The sequence below is a fragment of the Aureliella helgolandensis genome, from assembly GCF_007752135.1.
Taxonomy (GTDB): Bacteria; Planctomycetota; Planctomycetia; order Pirellulales; family Pirellulaceae; genus Aureliella; species Aureliella helgolandensis.
In genome coordinates, this window is sequence record NZ_CP036298.1 from 4,427,763 (window position 1) to 4,446,850 (window position 19,088).

A 19,088-nucleotide genomic window follows, 5' to 3' on the forward strand; every position below is an offset into this window, starting at 1 on the left:
TCCGGCAAAATTGTGATGGTATTAGTTAGTAGTTAATAAAGGCGATCGTCCGTAGGCAAGCGGCGGTCGCGAAGCCATTGCAACTCGACTTCGGCCTCTTCGGTCCGTCCTAAAGCTTCCAAGATCTTAGCTCGATGATAGTGCACGACTCCTACTCCCCACAACACATTCCCCGCTTCGTTGGCGCTAATGGGCTCCGGCTCCTGTTCAGCCGCGACCTCCTGAGGACTTTCGGGATCCTCTGTCTCTTGAGGCGCTATTTTCGCATCGGCCAACCCACTCAGGAAGTCGAGTCCCTGGGACAACCAATTCTTTCCTGTCTCCTTCTCGGCTAGGGCAATCGCCTCATCAATGGCCGTCAAAGCTTCCACTGAGCGGCCCATGCGGAACAAGACCCACGCCCTCGTGTCGAGGAGCTCCCAGTTCGCCGACTCGCTACCCGAGGGAGTATCGAGGGCCAGGGCAGCATCGATATCTTCTAAAGCTTGATCCAAATCTAAACCGGACAACGCTCGGAAGTACGCTAACTGGTTCAGAAGTGTCGCACTTTTGGCGAGGTTTTCAGGAATGACCGCCAGCTCCAAGACCTCAGCGGCCTCGGCGAATTTTTGCTGCGAGGCAAGCAATGTCGAACCATACAGCCCCAGCAGCCGATTGTCTGGCGATTCCGCAATCGCGGCCTTCACCACTTCGGCAATTGACTGCGGATCATTCTGCAAGGCGTTCTTCAGCCGAAACAGCCAGTAATCTCGAAGCAACGCAGGCGAATTTTGACTCCACTCCCGGGCGCGTTCCAGATGCGGCTCGGGATCGCCGCTCTGCAGTTGAACCGCATTCATGGCGGCTGCAATATGCCAGCGAGCAACCTCCTTGTAAGCTTGATCGGCGATGATCGGAGCGATAGGGATGAGTGCCGTGCAGCCAATAATTGCCAAGGTCGAAAGACGCATTCACTGTTTCCGATAGAGTTTCCCACCTTCAAACGTCTCATTTCTATACGTCAAAATTCTAGGGATGCTACCACGATCGTTTGAGGTTAAGGTATGCTACAAGAAGAGCCGACAGTATAGAACCCCGCAGCCGGATCACGAAGCATGCCACTGTTTGAGATTGAAACCGATTCTCATATCATTATCACCTGGGCCGACGATGAGCTGGCGGCCCGCCAAGTCGTCCAGGAAGCCTACGCGACCGACCAAATCCTGCGCCTCACACGACGACCGCGCGATACTTGGGTCATCTCCAAAGGTGTCCTGGGATTATCCCCTAAGATGGACATTTGCAGCGTCGCTCGCGATTGCCTTGCCAAATCCGCTGGCGACAAACTCCACGCGATTCGTCTCTACATGCACGAGACAGGCAGTGACCTCGAGAAAGCTCGGAAGGTCATCGAAAGCAATATGGTCATGGGCTGGTAGCGCGGCTGACGTTTGTCTCACTGTGCTAGAAAAGAGGGACAGCCACCCAATCAGTACTGCGGAGCGAGGGTGACACGGGCCCCCTGAATTGGCTTTCTGCCCAGCAAAGCCCCTGAATAGCAAAGCCTGGCTGGTCCCCGAGTTGGACATTCTCCCCAGCAGCCCATGCGCCCCACCTGCCGATGCGACTCAACAGCTCGCAACCAAATTGCGTGCGGAGATAGCCAATTGGCGCTGAGCTGAGCTGAGCTGAGCAGGGCAAGGCAGGGGCAATCGCTATTGCAAAGGCCATCGCAGCAGAATGCGGGGTGCAGCCTGCGTAGCAAGCGCCCCCCCCTCTTCAATTCTGCTGCTCAATTCTTAGACGAGTTGCTCACTCCAGCTGGCCAATTGCTCGTTGCCAACCCGATCACAGAAATCCCCCAGAGTCTCACCTGACTGGCGATGCTCCTTGAAGGCAGTGAAGATGGGAACAAGAGTGCTCGTAATCTCTTCAAAGGGCACCAAATCCTTGTAGATTTTGGCCATGCGTGTGCCAATCAGCTGCCCACCAAGAAAAATGGTGTATTTAGCCTTGGTCTTGCCCACCAAGCCAATGTCGGCGTTGTAGGGGCGAGCGCAGCCATTAGGGCACCCGGTGATCCGCACGGTGAAGGCATCGCTCTCCAATCCAAGCTTGGCCAACTCCACTTCGAACTGGCTCATCAATTCCGGAAGTACGCGTTCGCTTTCCGCAACCGCCAACCCACAGGTGGGTAGCGCCACGCAGGACATGGACCAACGTCGAACCGTCGATACCTCTTCGGTGAGCGGCAAACCATGCTGCTTGATGATTTCTTGCAATCTTGGAAGCGCTGCTTCCTCAAGATTGGTGAAGAGAATGCTTTGGTGCGCCGTCAAATGCACCCCCGGATTAAACTCTTTGCAGATGGCACGAATGGCAGCCTTCCACCGTCGGTCTTCGGAGTCAAACAGACGACCACTCTCGACATTCAACCCATAGAAAAACTTACCGTCTCCCTGCGGGAACCATCCCATGTGGTCGTCAAAGCCATGCACTTCGTCCGCCGTGCAATCCTGCAGCTTTTCGCCATAATACTCTTCGACCTTGCCGCGGAACCATTCCACCCCTTCGTTGGCAATCAGGTACTTGAGGCGAGCGATCTTGCGATCCTCACGATTTCCGAAATCGCGCTGCACTTTGACCACCGCCTCCGCAACGCCAATGGCTTGCTCGGGAGTCACAAAGGCCATGCGTTTTGCTAGAGCTGGAAACGTCTTTGCGGCGCTGGGAGTTGTCCCCATGCCCCCCCCCACACTGACGTTGTAACCAATGATTTTGCCTTCGCGAACGACCGCTAGAAATCCAAGGTCATTGGCATAGATATCGATGCAATTGTCCTCGGGCAAGGCAATTCCAATCTTGAACTTTCGCGGCAAGTAGGTGGGGCCATAGATCGGCTCTACTTCCTCGGGTTCTCCTCCACCGACCAAGGTCTTCTCGCCTGATTCCTCGTCCTGAATCCACAGCTCGTAATAGCCTGGAGTCCGTGGGGCCAAATGGTCTTTGAGCGCGTCGGTCAAAGCCCGCATTTCGACATGAACCGAATCATTGAGCGGCGCCGGGCAACACATCACGTTCCGATTCACGTCACCACAGGCCGCCAACGTACTGAGGTGCATTTTGTTAATGCGCTGAATTGCCTCGCGCAGATCGCTTTTCAGAACCCCGTGCATCTGCAACGCTTGTCGCGTCGTGCACTTTAATGTGGCGTTGGCCAAATCCTCACACAGGTCCAAGTGGGCAAGCATTTGTTCCGATGTCAGACGCCCCCCGGGCACACGGGTGCGCGTCATCATGCTGTAACTCTTGACCGACTTGCCCTCTGCGTTTTTCTTGTTGCGACTGTCGCGATCGTCCTGCTGGTACGTTCCATGAAACTTCAGCAACTGCATATTCGACTTGTCGAACTGATCGCTGTCGTTTGCCAAATCGTCTTGAATCGTGCCACGCAGAAATCGACTCTCAGACTTAATACCTTCTACAGGACTCAATTTCTTTTCGTCGGCCATGACGGTTCAAACTCCGGAATGTAAAGAACACCAAGGCACAACGCATTCCTGTGAATCAATGCCTGCAATACTGCTATGGTGGTTGGAAACACTGTAAAACTGGGGGGCTTCGCAAGTTAGGGGCTTTGGGGCAATCCCTACAATGATGCCTATAATACGCTCTGTAGGGATTTTTAGGTAGGTCATTCGCCTAGCAGGCAGCGACATTACGATTTTCTGCCACACAGGTTCCGTTGGGGGGCTGCGTGGAGTCTAGGGGGAAGGAAGGGTATCCTGCCAGCGCCCGAGTGATTCCCACAAAAACAAGCAAAAGTTCCTTGAGAATTCGAGTTGGACTGGATATCCTTCAGCCTGAAGTTTGGAACGGAGAGGCTTTCTCGGTTTTCGGAATTTCAAACGCCAGAAGGTGATTTCAGTGGCTATTGTCCGCTGAAATCCAAACTAAGGATGCTCACACATGACGGATAGTTTATACCTCGAAGATCTCAAGCCTGGCGCAGTCTGGACGAGCAGAGGTAGAACCGTAACGGAAACCGATATCGTGTCGTTCGCAGGCTTGAGTGGTGATTATGATCCAATCCATATGGATCATGAGCACGCATCCCAGACGCCTTACGGCCGTCCCATTGCCCACGGCATGCTTGGGCTGTCCTTCATGACCGGTTTGAGCAGCACCTGTCCGCTGGTGCATACGCTCGCGTTGGTGCGAGTTGCGGATTGGCAATTCCTGCTTCCGGTCTACGTCGGGGACACCGTGCATGTGGTGACTCAAGTCGAAACGCTCACCCCCCGGGGGCGACGTAGTGGTGAAGTCGTATGGTTCAGAAAATTGCTGAACCAAAAAGGGGAGTGTGTCCAGTCTGGCAGAATCGTAACGCTCGTTTCAAGCCAGTCGTTTCTTCCCCGTTCACGCCCCGTCACTCCGGCACGCAAGTTGTCGGAGTTCGCCAAACCTCAAGCCGTCGTCAGGGTCGATAGCCTGCTGGACAGTTAGGAGCAACTACTGCCTCTGGGCCGTATTGGCCAATACGCCCCGAATTCGCCGGTTTGGTGTTTCAGCGATCGAGTCCATCACACGCAATTCTCCATCGGGCAATCGGACTCCCCAGCGGCGAGCAACTCTGGGATCTCCCTCCCTACACCGTTTTGCCCACCCCACCACGATTGAGGTGGGCGCGAGATCCCTGACCTCACGACTGAAATTATCTGGGAACCAATTGCACGACTCGGGCAAGGGTCTTAAGATCACCCACGGAATTTCCGCGTTGTTTCCTGGTTCGAGGCAAGTCGATGTCCGTTGAAATCAATCTTGAATATGCTGGCGAATTGCACTGCAACGCCACTCACGGCCCCAGCGGTGCCACATTGTCGACCGATGCGCCTGTCGATAATGGCGGACAGGGTGCATCATTTTCGCCAACCGATTTGGTTGCCACGGCACTGGGCGCCTGCGTCTTGACCATCCTGGGGCTTGTCTCAGCGCGGCACCAGATAGAACTGAAAGGGACGCGTGTGCATGTCACTAAGGAAATGGTGAATACCCCCATTCGCCGAATCCAGTCGCTCAAGACGGTTGTTACTGTACCACAAGGCGCGGTGCAGGAGCCTGAAATGCGAACTCGGCTAGAAACCGCTGCAAGACAGTGCCCGGTTCACAAGAGTTTGCATCCCGAGATCGATGCCCCCATTGATTTCGTATATCTCTCCTAAGCGACGTCCCATCGCGCAGAATTAGCAGACGATCTCACTCCAAGTCAGCCTGCCGTGAACCCTTCAATCCGCCTCCGCCGGTTCCATCCCGGTGACGCACCCGAATTGTTTTTACTTTTTCGAGAAACCGTCCAAACAGTCAATGCAGCCGATTACTCACCTCAGCAGATCGCTGCCTGGGCTTCCAACTCAATCGACCTCGCCGCTTGGACAGCCAGATTTAGCCAGCGGTGGGCCTATGTGGCAGTGTGTAACGACCGAACGGTCGGCTTTGCGGACATGACGCCAGCGGGATATCTTGACCGCCTATTTGTGTCCGCTCATTACCAGCGACAGGGCGTCGCTCGGGCCCTTCTTCAAACCCTGCTCGAACATGCTCAATCCGCGCAGCTATCGCTAGTTTCGACAGACGCAAGCCGCACCGCGGTCCCCTTCTTTCAAGCGTTTGAGTTTCAGATTGTGCGAGCACAGAACGTCGAATGTCGCGGCGAAGTGCTGAAAAACTTCCACATGACACGTTCGCTTGGTCAGCCTGTACTAAGCCCCCTAGCAAGAAGCGAATAGAGCCCCCAAGCGACACGGACCGGGGGTCCATGCTACCGATCCCCCTCCCGTAGCTTGGGCCCCCGGCCCGTGCAGGCTCTCAATCCAAGCCCCAACAAGTGCACTTTCCACTCTGGCGACCATTGCTTGCTCCCAGCAGGTCTGGACGGATTGTCACCAATTTCCGGTGCGAAGACGCCACTTTCTGCGCAGCGATTTTCCCAGCGCGTTGTCTTAATAGCCGTGTTGTACGGTGCCGCGGGGAAGGACGTGCGTGCGGCTGCAATGCTTGCGGCCCGTGTATTCATGGCCGCTAGAAGCACAACACTGGGAATCTACGCTAGCCCCGCCATTCAGGGGAGGGGCGTGACGGGCTTTTAGAGAGCCCTTCAGAAATTTACAGAAAAAAACCCCACATCCGCTTTCGCGGATATGGGGTTTTCCTGAACTATTGCCAGTTCAGGACTTTAGCGAGGCCGACGGGGGTCGAACCCGCAACCTCTGGATCGACAGTCCAGTGCTCTAACCAATTGAGCTACGGCCCCTCGCTAGTGACTACATCGGCGAATCTTCTCTCAAAGTTTCGTCCAATTCGTCGTTTGATGCAGGGATTATACGCAGGACAATTTGGCCTGCAAGGGCAGAATAACGCTTCGCCCAAATCTTCTGGACTCTTGCATTCCAGGCGACTCCTCAAAATCGGAAAATCTGTACCAGCCGCTTCGCATCTACCACTTCAAGCTGTCGAATTGTACGAAGCAGGAGCTGTTTTTAAGTAATTTCGAGCTAGCGTTATCCAGTACCCTATAACTTCGTTAGCAAGGATTCAGAAATGTTGCGAACCGTTGGCCAATATCTAACGGCAGGCGTCGATGCCGTGATCCATGTGATGCAGACGATGAGCGTGACACAGTGGGGCGTCGTCTCCGTAGTCTTTGTGGTCGCTGGTTTCATGCTCCTGAAAACACGGTTCTAGCCAGAACCGCTCCTAGAAATCGTTCCATCAAACGCCATAGAGTCACTAGACGCTACAATTTCAGGCGCTCAGCCCTGGAGTTTTGGGAATTCGGATACGGCATTGCCACGCGTGTGCCGGAAGTTGATATTATGTGGGCGCTATTGACGGAAGTCCTGCTGCATAAAGAACTGATCTGCCACCAACTGATTCAATCAGGCCCAACCGCACGTATCGGGTACGCTGAATCATCAGCCGACGTGTTATCGTCTAGTTCAAACTGGATCAAACACGCTGCGACGATTCCTGCGAACTGGATTGTTTCTGGCGACACAGCAATACCCGCAAGCACTCTCCGTTCACCCCCCATTACCGCGCGGTCGACAGGCGGCCTCCACCTACCTGGGTCCGCGTCCTCCCTCCAGAATTCCAAGAGTATCCGTCCATGGCGTCTGCCCCTGAATCCGCGGCTCCCCTGAAGCTGTCGCCGTTTTCTATTGCGTTGGTCTGCGTTATCGCTTCGATCGGTTTCGCTTTTGACATCTACGAACTGCTAATGCTGCCGCTGGTGTTTCGGCCCGCCTGCATGGAGTTGGCTGGCATCGCACCAGGTACAGATGAATTCTCGTGGTGGTTGGGAGTCATGTTCTTCGTCCCCGCATTCCTGGGTGGAATCTTCGGATTGCTGGGCGGTTACCTCACTGATCGCTTCGGGCGAAGACGCGTACTGACCTACAGCATTCTGCTGTACGCGGTTAGCGCCTTTTTGGCTGGTTTCGCGACATCGATGCCGATGCTGCTGGTCCTACGCTGTACGACCTTCATTGGTGTTTGTGTGGAGTTCGTTGCCGCAATCGCTTGGTTGGCAGAGTTGTTCCCCGACAAAAAACGCAGAGAGTTGGTGCTCGGCTGGACTCAAGCGTTCTCCTCAATCGGTGGTCTGTTGGTCGCCTGGGCAAATTATCTATCGATCGAATACTCTGCCAGCCTACCGGCAATCGCCCTGCCTGAATTCCTGACTGGACTTGGAGTGATCAACGACCCCCATGCGGCTTGGCGCTATACGCTCATGAGCGGATTGATTCCCGCAATTCCGTTGATTGTGATTCGCCCCTTCCTACCGGAATCGCCAGTTTGGAAACAGAAGCGAGATGCAGGGCTCCTAAAGCGGCCAAGCATCAAGGAGCTGTTTGCCCCGAATTTGATCCGTACCACGGTGGTCACCACCATTATGTTTGCAGCCAGCTACGGCGTTGCGTTCGGCGCATTGCAGCAAATTCCACAGATCGTACCAGGCTTGCCAGAAGTCAAAACGGCCGTGGCAGACATGTCGGTACCTGCCAAGAAGAAATACGAACAAAAGGCTGCCGCAAACTATACGAAAAGCCAAGAGATTGGCGGCCTGACGGGGCGCATCGTGCTGGCCATCCTGGCGGTGATCGTGGTTTCCCGCCGCGGGCTAATTCGAATGTTCGTCCTACCCGGGCTAATTGTCGCTCCATTCGTTTTCTACTCTTTCATGCAAGGCAACAACAGCGACCTGATCACGTTGGGGGAATGGAAGTTTACAAGACTCGACGGCATGATCTTTTTTGTTGGGTTGTTAACCGTGGGGCAATTCAGCTTCTGGGGAAATTACTTGCCACGCGTCTTCCCACTCCACCTGCGTGGGACCGGCGAGAGTTTTGCTGCCAATATTGGAGGCCGCATGATTGGGACGTCGATGGCTTGGGTCACCAGTACCCTGGCCGCTTCGGCTTGGATTCCCGGTGAAACAGCAGCATCCAAGTTTGCGTTAGTTGCCGCAGGTATGGCATTCACCATGTTTGCCGTGAATTTCGTGGCGAGCTTCTTTCTGCCTGAACCCGATTCGATCCATTTTGACGACTAGCGGTTCCTAACACTCGTATCAGATCTAGTTGAGGACACTCGACACCCCGTTCACTCAACTCCCGCAGCCGAATACAGCTCGGGAGAGGGTTGCCACCGGAGTTAGCTGCGCAACGGGAAGTCATCTGAGGAGGCCCCGGTTGCTGTGGCCAAAGCTGAAGATGAACTTGGACGCACCCGACGCCTTGGCGTACTGGCGCTGGCTGAAGGTTCAGCGTCTAAACAGTGGGGCAACCGGAGGCGTGGAGACGCACACCCCGTCCAACCCGTGCGATCCGCATAACTGACTCCAGCGGTTGATAAAATTCTTAGCTTGCAGGAATCCAGACTGCAGTGACCGGCAAAGCGGCCAACGGCACAATCCGTAGGCTACGGTTCCAAGTCAGTCTTTCTTTAGCTGACTTGTCCAACGTGTGGAATGCGGGATATGCCCTTGCGGATCACGACTGATCCGGCGAGCGCGATGTTCCGCCCTCTCGTGATAGATTCAATGAATAGTTTCACTGAGCTCCCGGTATGAATGCACCGCAGGTAACGAACCAGCAACTTCTCTCGCTTTTGCGCACCTATTGGCAATGGCGTGCGATGTGGATTGCATCCACGCTGCTCTTTGGTGCAATCGGTCTGTTTTACGTCGTGTTTCTCAAATCGGATCTGTGGGTCGCCTCCCAGGGCTTTATTGTGCGAGATGAAGCTAACGGTGCGGTCATGCGGTTGGGGAGATTTGAGAGCCAGACCGAGATGAAGGCTGCCCAGGAAACGATACTTGAAATGGCACGCAATCCAATGGTTGTTCGTACCGCCTTGGAGCAAGTTGGCCCGGAACCTGGACTATTCAGTTGGTTCTCTTCGTCCCCACAACCGGTCAGTGCATCCGCCGTGGATGGGCTTGCCCGCGATGGAATCGAAGTCCGTGCACCGCGTGGGGCAGAGCTGGGCACGACTGAAGTAATCTATTTGGATGTCAAACAATCTTCACCGGAACGCGCCCGCAAAATCAATGTTGCGATCTGCGATGCTCTAGAGCATCACCTGCAACAGGTTCGCGAATCTCGCGCCGATGCAGTGGTCGGCGAACTTTCGGCCGCTACGGCCTCTGCCCGAGAAAGTCTCCAAGAAGCAACCCAGCGGCTCCAACGGATGGAGGCCGATGCGGGTGCAGATTTAAGTGATCTGCGTGGCCTCACTGATACCAACAGTGGAGGGAGCGCCAACCGACAAATGTTGGATGCGATTAAGTCGGAGCTTCGTCAAGCGGAGCTGGCCAGACAGCAGATTTCCAGCGATTTGAACCTGGCGATCGAATCCTACGAAAATCCCGATCAACTACTGGTCGCGCCCAGCAACCTGCTCAATTCGCAACCTGGACTCAAACGCCTTCGCGAGGGACTCGCGGATGCCACCATCACGACGAGTCAGCTGAAGGGCCGCTACTTCGAGGTTCATCCCAAGGTCATCTCAGCCCTCGAAACCGAGCAACGCATTCGCGACCAATTGCGACAGGAACTCAGCCTATCGGTCGAAACACTGCGCAAGGAGCTTGAGATTGCCACCGGCCGCAATGTGAAATTGCGCAGCCAGCAAACTCAACTTGAATCGCGACTGGAGCGTCTGGCGGCCATACGCGCTAGCTACGGAAACGCGACCAGTGAAGTCCGCTCTCGCAATGAGCAACTCCAAGCAGCCGAGGGAGAGCTAGCGCAAGCCCGCGCGGCGCGTCAGGCGGCCCTGACCTCCAGCCTCATTACGCGACTGGACGAACCGCTGGTTGGCGAGTCGCCCATTGGTCCAGGTCGAGCGACCATCCTAGCTGGCGCACTCGTGAGTGGACTCTTCTTCGGGCTGGGCATAGTATTCCTGCTATCCCCCAACGAAGGAGGCATTAAGTTTGGCCGGCGCAAGAGCGACCATGCGGCGGGCAGAAACCGGCGTGCGAGCGATCGGGCTGACAGTTTACGACCGGCTGCTGCGTCGACCACATCGACTCCGGTTGCCGCCAACGCAAACGCCTCGAAAACGCCCGCTGCGCGGCCGCAGCCGGACCGCGGCTTCGACTCCACACCAACACCCCAATCCCCTTTAAGTACTCCGTTCGCTACACCAGGGCCCGTCGGGACAGTCGCTCCGAACCCTGCCCCAGACACGATCATCGCATCAGCACTGGATCCGACCCTGCATACCCATCAACACCAAACGCACTAGGGACAGTGCCTCCGCCGTCCAATCCTGTAATCTAACGGATGCGTGGCAAGGTAGAACGAATTCAATCCTGGAACACGAGGCGAGACGCAATATGCTGGAAGCAGTTGAACTGACAAAGTCGTATCCGGATCTTGTCACCGGACAGTTCGTCGCCTTGGATCGCGTGAGCTTCAGCGTTGGCGCGGGCGAGATTTTTGGACTGCTCGGCCCCAACGGTGCGGGCAAAACGACCGCCCTCCGCATCCTGAGTACGGTCTTAAGACCGACGAGTGGGCACGCGAAAGTCAATGGGTTTGACGTCAATACGCATCCCTATGAAGTGCGGCACAGTATCGGTTTCGTATCGAGCAATACAGCGATCTACGACCGCATGACCGCTTGGGAAATGGTAGAGTACTTTGGAAAACTCTACGGCATTCCCGCCGACCAGCTAGACGAACGCATGCACCGCGTATTCGAGCAGCTGAACATGCAAGAAATTCGCGATGTGGCCGGAGCGAGGATGTCGACCGGCATGAAGCAGAAGGTTTCCATTGCGCGCGCTATTATCCACGACCCTCCGGTGCTCGTCTTCGATGAAGCTTCTTTAGGACTCGACGTCCTCGTGGCGCGCGCACTCCTGAATATCATTTCTGAGCTGAGAGATGCTGGCAAGTGCATTATATTCTCGACCCATATCATGCGTGAGGTCGAACGCTTATGCGACCGCGTCTCAATCCTCTATCGTGGACGAACTTTGGCTACCGGCTCCTTACCCGAACTGGCAGCCACCTACCAGGAACAGGATTTTGAAGAACTCTTCTTCCGACTGCTCCATGAATCGGATCAAGAACGGATGAAGAACGTGGATGCCGCAGCCAACTCTAGTGAAACGGTAGGTGTACTATGAATTGGAAGACGGTCCACCTCATCTTTATGCGGGAATTGAATGACCAACTGCGCGATCGTCGCACGTTGTTCACCATTACAATTCTCCCCATCCTGCTCTACCCGTTGCTGGGTATGTTGATGATGCAAATTGCTCAGTTCAATCGCGAGCATCCTGTGCGAGTGCGTCTTGTCGGTGTTGAAAACTGGCCGAGCAATCTTCCCTTAGTTGACGAAGCGGGTGGGCTAAGCTTCACTACCCATGATCCTAAGCTCAAGCGACTCGTCGAGTTTGAAACCGTCCCGTGGCCGACGAACAACGCAGGGAATGCCGATCGACTGGAAGTCCTCAAGCGGTTGGAAGCGGAATCGCGTCTCGCCCTGTCCCAGGGAACAGTCGATACCGTCTTAATCGTTGAACCCGAATTTGAATCCATTCTGCGCAGTCGAGTTTCATCCACGACCGATGCCGATACTACCGCTCAATCCTCACCTACTCCTAACGGATCCACGGATGCCCTCGACTCCGACCTAGCAAGCGCGAATGGCCCTTCGGCAGATGCTAGGGAATCCGAGGCTACCGCCCCTGCGACGAGTGGAGATGCAACGCGTGGGGATGCGTCGGCGGCCCCACTGGGAACGAACGCTGGACTGCACCTCGTTACCAACATGGCGCGCGAACATTCGCAGATCGCTCGACGCCGAGTGGAAACGATTCTCGACAATTGGAACTCCGCCTGGGCAACCCAACAACTTGAATTCGCAGGCATGAATCCACGGGTCATGGAGCCTTTGTTGCCCGCCGAGACGGACATGGCCAAGTCCTCCGAAAAGCGAGCCGTGCTGTGGATGAAAGTCCTGCCGTTCGTAATGTTGGTCTGGGCACTCACCGGAGCGTTCTATCCCGCAATTGACTTATGTGCTGGCGAGAAAGAGCGAGGAACTCTTGAAACTCTCCTGTCGAGCCCAGCGCGTCGCCAGGAGATCGTGTGGGGAAAACTTCTCACAATTTCGGTATTTAGCATCGGAAGCGCAACGCTCAATCTTCTCAGTATGCATATTACGGCCGGACTGATCGTGCGGAGCCTGGCCAGCCAAGGGACGCCGCAATTGGCTGAAGCCTTGGGGCCCATGCCCATCCAAGCGCTGGGTTGGTTGCTGCTCTTACTACTACCGATGGCTGCATTCTTTAGTGCTTTAGCCCTGGCGGTGGCTGCGCTCGCGCGCAGTACGAAAGAGGGGCAATACTATTTAATGCCGTTGATGTTAGTGACGCTGCCGTTAGTGTCCCTCCCCATGCTGCCCAGCCTCGAACTCAATTTGGGTACCAGCCTTGTCCCGGTGTCGGGAGCCGTATTCCTAGTGCGATCCCTCATCGAGGGACGCTATGCCGAAGTGATGATCCACCTTCCAGTCGTGTTGTTGGTCACCGCAGCCTGCTGTTCCCTCTCCATTCGCTGGGCCATTCGACAGTTTGAAAGTGAGTCGGTGATGTTCCGCGAGTCAGACCGCTGGAACCTCCGTCTGTGGATGCATCAACTTTGGCGCGATCGCGCTGACACGGCTTCCCCTGCAGAAGCGATGCTATGTGGCGTTATCATTTTGGTCGCCATGTTCTTCGCTCAGTTCTTTGCTGGTGGTTCCATCGATGCTTGGAGTTCAATCGTAACCTCAACGGTCACCGTTCAAATAGGCTTGATTCTCACCCCTTGCCTCTTGATGGCGATTTTTCTAACTCGCTCGTTCCGCCGAGCTCTTAGAATCCATCGAACCCAACCGACGCATGTGGCTGCGGCTATACTCCTGGGCATCTCCATGCACCCGAGCTACATGGTGCTCGGAGCAGGAATCAGTTCCATCTATGAGATCGGCGAAGAAACAAGACTGGTTCTCGAACACTTCCAGGGAATCATCCTCTCACAACCCTTGATCGCACTCCTGCTGCTCATGGCATTCCTTCCCGCAATTTGCGAAGAACTGGCATTCCGAGGTTTCATCTTCGGAGGCCTCCTCCGCCAAGGAGGCGCAGTCAGAGCGATTGTCGTTTCCGCTCTATTTTTCGGTTTCACGCACACGGTACTTCAACAGTCGATTGCAGCTTGCCTAATGGGCCTTATGCTCGGATTGATTGCCTGGAGGACGGGAGGTGTGATCTGTACCATCATCGTCCACGCCATCAACAACACGCTGTCGCTCACCCTGGCTTGGTGTAGTGCCAATCATGCAGAGCTTCCCAACACGCTCGACTGGGCCATCAAAGCCAACGGGGCGGAATGGTCCTACCAACCCGAATGGATCACCATGAGTGTGCTCCTGACCCTCGCACTGCTGGTAGTGCTATTTAGACGTGACTCCAGTACCCAACAGGTTGTTCAGGCTGAAATGGTGTAACGGCATGCAATGCCAACGACCAAGGCACTAACCTAGAAAGCAATCGCCGGAACGGATCCGCTACTCCGCATACAAGCTCAGTCAACCGACAGCGAGTCGAACGCGACAGAGTCCCAGATCAACTCGCATTCCGGTGCACCACCTGGGGGTGTCACGTCCTGATGATTGAGTGGGGTGGCACTACAGCGATTTGAGGTAGGCGATCAAGTCCTCTCGCTGTTCGTCGCTAAGAACCATGCCTCCTCCAATTTCATCGGGGCGGTGCCACTTGGTCAACACGTCGGACAACGATTTGGCGCGGCCGTCATGCAACAAACGCACTTTTTGATAGACGCCAACGAGGCTGGGCGTGTTGTAGCCCTCATATGCGTCGGAGGCTGAATTGAGCCCGACATCATGAATCTCACCATCGGTGAACAGGTTCCCAGAGTGGCAATTGGCGCACCCAACATCCTCGCTCTCAAACAACAACTTCCCGCGACTCGCGGCGTCACTCAGCTGCTTGCCCTCCAGCAGGAAGGGGTTCGGCGGATAGTTGCAACTTGCCAAGTAGGCCTGCAGAGCCAAGAGCTCCTGGTCCGAAACCGCTTCTCCCTGCATGGTGGAGACAAAGGAATTCTGAATCGACTCCTCTAAATCCTCTTGCCAACCATGCCAGGTCCAGGGCCCAGTCTGCGAAACGGAAAACAGGGGCAGCACGGTTTTCGTGGTCAGCTCCGTTCCGTCATTCCAAGTGTCCATGGCCTTTGCATTGGAACCACCATCCAAATGGCAAGAGGCGCAACTATACCACTGGTCTAAACTGTACGCCGCATCATGAAAGATCTCCATCCCTCGATGAACCAACAGTTGGTTCTCTTCCTGGGGAGTAGGGCCCAGAGCGATGGTTCGCTCGACTTGCTTCGATTCGATATCGACAATCTGAATGCAGTCCAGCGTCTGATTCGCCACGAACATGCGACGATTGTCGGGGGCAGACTGCACACCCAGTGGTCGGCCGCCCAGCTCAATGCGGTAGAAAAGATCTTGATCGCGCATCAACTCTGGATCAATTAAATCCCCCGGTCCTCCAGCACCGACGAAGGGTAGATCGTGATGGCGATAGACCAGCAGCTCATGAGTCCCGGACGATGTAACGACGATTCGTTTTTCATCGGGAGTCAGAGCGAGTCCATGGGGATCGGCCATCGCCCGCCGAGGCACGTCCAACGAAATCGCTTCTCGGTACGCGGGACCATCTAGACGAATGCGAGCTAGCCGGCTAGCCAAGACCCACCCCAATTGAATATTGCGCACGTCAATGGGATTGGTGCGATAGATCATCCAAGGGAAATAGGCGCGAGTCCCATCTGCGGAACAGCGCACATGCCCAATGTTGATTCCTCCTACAATGGGCTCCTCATACAGCACGGAACCGGTTTCAGTATCGATGACCGCCAACTGACTATCTCCGCTCAAGCCCACCACGAGGCGTGAGCCATCCGGAGAGACATCCATAAAACGCGGCCACCTCCCGACTGGAAATCGTCGAACGAGAGTCGCCTCTGAAGAGGTAGCCGCTGCCAGCTCTGCGTCTCCAGATTCAGATCTCGAAGTACTAGACAACGATGCGTCGCGTTGAGGTGTCAGTCGAATTTCTGCGGCTTCACCAGTTGCCATCAGTCCCACAAACAACCTTTGGTGAGCAAGATCTACCGCCAGTCCCATCGGTAACCACCCAACATGCAATGTTTGGTCATGCTGCAGCCGCCCGTTGTCCAGTGAAATAAACTCGAGCGTTCCGCTGTCGCGGCAGCTGACCACGAAACTTCGTTCACTTAATGGAGCGATGGCAGCCGGTCGCTTCGCAATGGACAATTCATCCAATACGGAACCGGACGCAAGCTCGACGAGCGTTACAGAATTCGATAATTCGTTGGCTGTAACCGCTAGCGTCTCGCGTTCCAGCAGGACGAGATCGACCGGCCCACGAAAGACAGCTGGCAAGTCGCCTGCGGTCCGCGACGGCAAGTCAGCAGCCAGCGAGCGTTGGTCGCTCGAGGTGGCCACGGCAAGCACCCCCAACAGGAGCCCAGCCCACACGGAAGGGTAAGGTCGAGTAAGCGGCTGAATCATGGCTACAGCATTCCCTGAAAGGTGAATATTCGATCCGGACGCGGCGCACAAAATCATGGCAAAATACTCGGCGCGATTGCGCCATTTTGCCATTTGCCAGAACCACCTGCGTTCCCTATTGACTATCATATCTGGTACATTCCCACCAAGGCTGATCGGTAGTCGATGGTAATGACGGTAAATCCTATTTTTTGTTGCCCGACGATGAACATCAATATCAACGTCAATATTCGAGTGCCAACAACTCGCAGCAGTGAGTCGGACTATATCGTACCCATCGTAGCAGAAGTCTTGGCCTCCTCGGCCCTGTTTGAAGACACCCTCCAAGCTGGAGCGGGGGATTTCGTAGCTGACACCCCGGAAGAATTCGTGGTCGGGCGCGTATGGGCCGAGCGGCTTGATTGCGCGTTGGCAGAACAACACGGCTTTCCGCTACTCCACATTTGCGACGCTGCTTCGGGTGCCTGGCTGCACGCTTACGAAACATTAACCCAAAAGAAGTCAGATCATTTTCGCAACGATCTCGTCGAAGATTTTGTGGCCGATGTAATTTTTGTCCATGAAGCCCTGATTCATCCGGAAATTGAAGACCGACTGGCGGTGATGAGCCCTGTTCTGCAAGCAATCTCCTGCGACAGCTCTCTGTTGTTAATGCAGCATGAATACGGCCAACAGCATCATCTTGAGGATGCAGAATATCGCGATTTGGGTTTCAAGAAGATTGCCTTAAGCAATCTGCTATTGCGCGATAACCATTTTCGCCACCCCTTCACCGATGAACATCCTCATGGGCGAGAAATCGCCTTCTTTGCAAATATTGAGCATGAGGAATGGCTCAATCAAAACTGGGATTCCTTGATCGTTGACCATCCCTCGCTGTAGCCCTGCGCGCGGGGCGAGAATTTGGTGTTGGAAAATGGTGCAAGGGGCAACGCGTAGCCGCATCTGCTTCCCTGAACTTTGATTGGCTGGTGTTCCCCCCCCTAGGCTGCCGCACGAACGGATTGGAAGAGTTCGTTCAAACGCCTCTGGCATTTCCCCCAGTCATACCACTGCCCATCGATAATGGCTTCGGCTGAGATCAACGTACCATCCGCAGTGGATTCGATCAGGATCCTCATCTCACCATCGATGGAACAGAGATCCGCAGGGATCGAGGCGGTGAGCCGGCAGTGTGTTGATTCTTGCTCAACGCGCGTCAATTGGTGTCCGTTTTCCGCCAAGCCGACAAGAATACTAGCAATGGCTTTGCCAGGAGGGAGTTTCAGCAATTCCCGATGCGATTTTCCAGTCCGAAATCCTAAGGCAGTCGATATTGGCTTGGAGAGTTTGGCCGCCATGCGCGTCGAAACGCCTCCGGTCAGCGGTTGCACCACTTGGTCCATAAAATCCAGAAAGCTATCGCCATTGAGCTTCTTGGTTGCCCGCGCTTCAGCAAACTTGATCTCTTCACGCACCTCGGCGACCGCGATGATGGTCGCATAATCGATTGAACTCTGCCAATCCACGACGGGAGGTAGTGTGGGTTGCCCCTGCAGTTGGCAGCCGCAATGACTGCAAAACTTACCGTCCGCCGGCTTGCCACATTCACTGCAGTACATTTGCTAGCCTTTCCAACTTGAATTTGGGCCGAAGTCTTCTCCTCTAGTTAGATCGGCTGTTTGCCCCCTCCCATTGCGAGAAATTAGCTTCTAATTCTTGCCTCCAACGCACCGTCAAAGATTTGCAGCCCATCCCGACTCTTGTGGGTCAACGCTAAACAGTAGCCGAGGCGCGAGTGTCGAAACTACAGTCTGCGTCTCTCATACAGAAAGCACTCGCTTGTCCGTTCCGCTCCTTGGAGTCGGAGTCGCTGCTCAGACGCTTGCCGAAACCTCCCTCTCTCAAGCTCGCGGGGGCGGAAGCAGGTGCCGACGAGTCGCTTCGCCTACCGATTCCACTTCATCAGCACAGTGTACAACCTGAACCGCAACCTGTATCCGAACCGAGCATTTCACAACCCCTGGTACAGCAGATGGGGCCATTCCACATCCTTCATTCAACATACTTCATTCCATCTTTCCGTCTCCACCTTTCCGTCTCCACCTTTCCGTCTCCACCTTTCCGTCTCCACCTTCCTCTTCCTTCCCCTCGTCTCGTACAATGATCAGTCCCACTTCAAGGCATTCTTCTGGACGGCTCCCGAAGGGCTGATCATCACCCTCGATCGCGGCCACCAGCAACTCGCAACAACGGCAGCAATAGCAAAGAGTAACTTCAGAGCGAACTGGTCTTCTCTGTAAAATTGCAGGCCCTGGTGAGGTAAGCTGCTTGACCGACCGGGCGATGATGGCAATGGTTGATCCACTGCATAGCAGCGTTCACCAGCTCTGGAAAATGCTAGAGACGTCATTCCCCAAAGCGTCGATGACTTACCGCGTTTTTTGAGATAAACGAAACGCAGCACATGCGGTGCTCTAGCAGCAATCCCGCAAAGTCGGCTTGCTTACTTGGGATCGCAGCGGTCGGCGGTTTTCCCAAGCACGGCATAGCGAACAAAGTCGATGATGCCTGCGAATCGGAAAGCGGGATCTACATAGTGCTCGATGACATAGAAAGCAAAATAGTAGGCGCGACAAAAGGCCCAAATTGAAATAAGAAAAAGTGTCAGCGAAGTTACATCAGGCATTCGGACAATCAGTAGAGTTGACGCCATGATGCCCAGGACAACAAAGAGCAATCCCTTAAACCAAAGGGCTCGGGGACTGGTAAGATTTGACATTCATGCTCCATCATTTTCAATGAGTAAATTTAAGCATTTGGGCGGGCCAATTGGGACCGCGAACGCACACGAAGCCCACGAAGCTTCATGTTGGGTGATGGATCTGCCCCCACCAAGCCTGCCGTAGTTGTCATTCAAATCTGCAAGCCTAAAGCGCCTCGTT

15 protein-coding genes and 1 tRNA gene are annotated in these 19,088 nt (G+C 54.9%); 10 read left to right on the forward strand and 6 right to left on the reverse strand.

The window, feature by feature from the left end; genetic code table 11:
• Positions 1-32: 32 nt before the first annotated feature.
• Complete coding sequence (locus Q31a_RS15640) at positions 33-950, reverse strand: tetratricopeptide repeat protein (RefSeq protein WP_145079699.1); 918 nt, start codon at positions 948-950, stop codon at positions 33-35.
• A 144-nt stretch (positions 951-1,094) separates the two neighbouring features.
• On the opposite strand from Q31a_RS15640, the gene Q31a_RS15645 reads away from it, so the two are divergent.
• On the forward strand, positions 1,095-1,418 hold the full coding sequence (locus Q31a_RS15645; protein ID WP_145079702.1) for a DUF6793 family protein: 324 nt from the start codon (positions 1,095-1,097) through the stop codon (positions 1,416-1,418).
• A 360-nt stretch (positions 1,419-1,778) separates the two neighbouring features.
• Here Q31a_RS15645 and Q31a_RS15650 read toward each other — a convergent pair whose 3' ends face one another.
• On the reverse strand, positions 1,779-3,491 hold the full coding sequence (locus Q31a_RS15650; RefSeq protein WP_145079705.1) for an NADPH-dependent assimilatory sulfite reductase hemoprotein subunit: 1,713 nt from the start codon (positions 3,489-3,491) through the stop codon (positions 1,779-1,781).
• A 457-nt stretch (positions 3,492-3,948) separates the two neighbouring features.
• Between Q31a_RS15650 and Q31a_RS15655 the strand changes: the two genes are divergently transcribed.
• The 3 genes from Q31a_RS15655 (at position 3,949) to Q31a_RS15665 (ending at position 5,765) form a co-directional block, all read left to right on the forward strand.
• Complete coding sequence (locus Q31a_RS15655) at positions 3,949-4,485, forward strand: MaoC/PaaZ C-terminal domain-containing protein (RefSeq protein ID WP_145079708.1); 537 nt, start codon at positions 3,949-3,951, stop codon at positions 4,483-4,485.
• A 296-nt stretch (positions 4,486-4,781) separates the two neighbouring features.
• Positions 4,782-5,201: an OsmC family protein gene (locus tag Q31a_RS15660; RefSeq protein ID WP_145079711.1), complete on the forward strand. Its 420-nt coding sequence runs from the start codon at positions 4,782-4,784 to the stop codon at positions 5,199-5,201.
• A gap of 54 nt (positions 5,202-5,255) precedes the next feature.
• Positions 5,256-5,765 (forward strand): GNAT family N-acetyltransferase, encoded by a 510-nt coding sequence (locus Q31a_RS15665; RefSeq protein ID WP_145079716.1) that lies wholly within the window; start codon positions 5,256-5,258, stop codon positions 5,763-5,765.
• A 450-nt stretch (positions 5,766-6,215) separates the two neighbouring features.
• Here the strand turns inward: Q31a_RS15665 and Q31a_RS15670 are convergent.
• Positions 6,216-6,289 (reverse strand) — tRNA-Asp (locus Q31a_RS15670).
• Positions 6,290-6,576: 287 nt separating this feature from the next.
• On the opposite strand from Q31a_RS15670, the gene Q31a_RS30230 reads away from it, so the two are divergent.
• The 5 genes from Q31a_RS30230 to Q31a_RS15690 all read left to right on the forward strand — a co-directional run bounded on the left by Q31a_RS30230 (position 6,577) and on the right by Q31a_RS15690 (position 14,049).
• Positions 6,577-6,720, forward strand: coding sequence for a hypothetical protein (locus Q31a_RS30230; protein WP_197355311.1), 144 nt, complete (start codon positions 6,577-6,579; stop codon positions 6,718-6,720).
• A gap of 424 nt (positions 6,721-7,144) precedes the next feature.
• Positions 7,145-8,590, forward strand: coding sequence for an MFS transporter (locus Q31a_RS15675; RefSeq protein WP_145079721.1), 1,446 nt, complete (start codon positions 7,145-7,147; stop codon positions 8,588-8,590).
• Positions 8,591-9,105: 515 nt separating this feature from the next.
• Positions 9,106-10,791, forward strand: a complete 1,686-nt coding sequence (locus Q31a_RS15680) for a GumC family protein (RefSeq protein WP_145079724.1) — start codon at positions 9,106-9,108, stop codon at positions 10,789-10,791.
• 91 nt (positions 10,792-10,882) lie between these two features.
• Positions 10,883-11,680 (forward strand): ATP-binding cassette domain-containing protein, encoded by a 798-nt coding sequence (locus Q31a_RS15685; protein WP_145079727.1) that lies wholly within the window; start codon positions 10,883-10,885, stop codon positions 11,678-11,680.
• Positions 11,677-14,049, forward strand: a complete 2,373-nt coding sequence (locus Q31a_RS15690) for an ABC transporter permease subunit/CPBP intramembrane protease (RefSeq protein ID WP_145079730.1) — start codon at positions 11,677-11,679, stop codon at positions 14,047-14,049. The genes Q31a_RS15685 and Q31a_RS15690 overlap by 4 nt, the downstream gene beginning before the upstream one ends.
• 180 nt (positions 14,050-14,229) lie before the next feature.
• On the opposite strand, the gene Q31a_RS15695 is transcribed toward Q31a_RS15690, so the two are convergent.
• Positions 14,230-16,257 (reverse strand): c-type cytochrome, encoded by a 2,028-nt coding sequence (locus Q31a_RS15695; protein ID WP_197355312.1) that lies wholly within the window; start codon positions 16,255-16,257, stop codon positions 14,230-14,232.
• A 111-nt stretch (positions 16,258-16,368) separates the two neighbouring features.
• On the opposite strand from Q31a_RS15695, the gene Q31a_RS15700 reads away from it, so the two are divergent.
• Positions 16,369-17,046, forward strand: a complete 678-nt coding sequence (locus Q31a_RS15700) for a hypothetical protein (protein ID WP_145079736.1) — start codon at positions 16,369-16,371, stop codon at positions 17,044-17,046.
• A 101-nt stretch (positions 17,047-17,147) separates the two neighbouring features.
• Here Q31a_RS15700 and Q31a_RS15705 read toward each other — a convergent pair whose 3' ends face one another.
• Complete coding sequence (locus Q31a_RS15705; protein WP_145079739.1) at positions 17,148-17,765, reverse strand: hypothetical protein; 618 nt, start codon at positions 17,763-17,765, stop codon at positions 17,148-17,150.
• Positions 17,766-18,649: 884 nt separating this feature from the next.
• On the reverse strand, positions 18,650-18,925 hold the full coding sequence (locus Q31a_RS15710; protein WP_145079742.1) for a hypothetical protein: 276 nt from the start codon (positions 18,923-18,925) through the stop codon (positions 18,650-18,652).
• Positions 18,926-19,088: the final 163 nt, after the last annotated feature.

Excerpts from the sequence above, each read along its gene's own strand:
- Q31a_RS15640 (WP_145079699.1), bottom strand. The coding sequence starts at position 950 with ATGCGTCTTTCGACCTTGGCAATTATTGGCTGCACGGCACTCATCCCT.
- Q31a_RS15645 (WP_145079702.1), top strand. The coding sequence starts at position 1,095 with ATGCCACTGTTTGAGATTGAAACCGATTCTCATATCATTATCACCTGG.
- Q31a_RS15650 (WP_145079705.1), bottom strand. The coding sequence starts at position 3,491 with ATGGCCGACGAAAAGAAATTGAGTCCTGTAGAAGGTATTAAGTCTGAG.
- Q31a_RS15655 (WP_145079708.1), top strand. The coding sequence starts at position 3,949 with ATGACGGATAGTTTATACCTCGAAGATCTCAAGCCTGGCGCAGTCTGG.
- Q31a_RS15660 (WP_145079711.1), top strand. The coding sequence starts at position 4,782 with ATGTCCGTTGAAATCAATCTTGAATATGCTGGCGAATTGCACTGCAAC.
- Q31a_RS30230 (WP_197355311.1), top strand. The coding sequence starts at position 6,577 with ATGTTGCGAACCGTTGGCCAATATCTAACGGCAGGCGTCGATGCCGTG.
- Q31a_RS15675 (WP_145079721.1), top strand. The coding sequence starts at position 7,145 with ATGGCGTCTGCCCCTGAATCCGCGGCTCCCCTGAAGCTGTCGCCGTTT.
- Q31a_RS15680 (WP_145079724.1), top strand. The coding sequence starts at position 9,106 with ATGAATGCACCGCAGGTAACGAACCAGCAACTTCTCTCGCTTTTGCGC.
- Q31a_RS15685 (WP_145079727.1), top strand. The coding sequence starts at position 10,883 with ATGCTGGAAGCAGTTGAACTGACAAAGTCGTATCCGGATCTTGTCACC.
- Q31a_RS15690 (WP_145079730.1), top strand. The coding sequence starts at position 11,677 with ATGAATTGGAAGACGGTCCACCTCATCTTTATGCGGGAATTGAATGAC.
- Q31a_RS15695 (WP_197355312.1), bottom strand. The coding sequence starts at position 16,257 with ATGGCAAAATGGCGCAATCGCGCCGAGTATTTTGCCATGATTTTGTGC.
- Q31a_RS15700 (WP_145079736.1), top strand. The coding sequence starts at position 16,369 with ATGAACATCAATATCAACGTCAATATTCGAGTGCCAACAACTCGCAGC.
- Q31a_RS15705 (WP_145079739.1), bottom strand. The coding sequence starts at position 17,765 with ATGTACTGCAGTGAATGTGGCAAGCCGGCGGACGGTAAGTTTTGCAGT.
- Q31a_RS15710 (WP_145079742.1), bottom strand. The coding sequence starts at position 18,925 with ATGTCAAATCTTACCAGTCCCCGAGCCCTTTGGTTTAAGGGATTGCTC.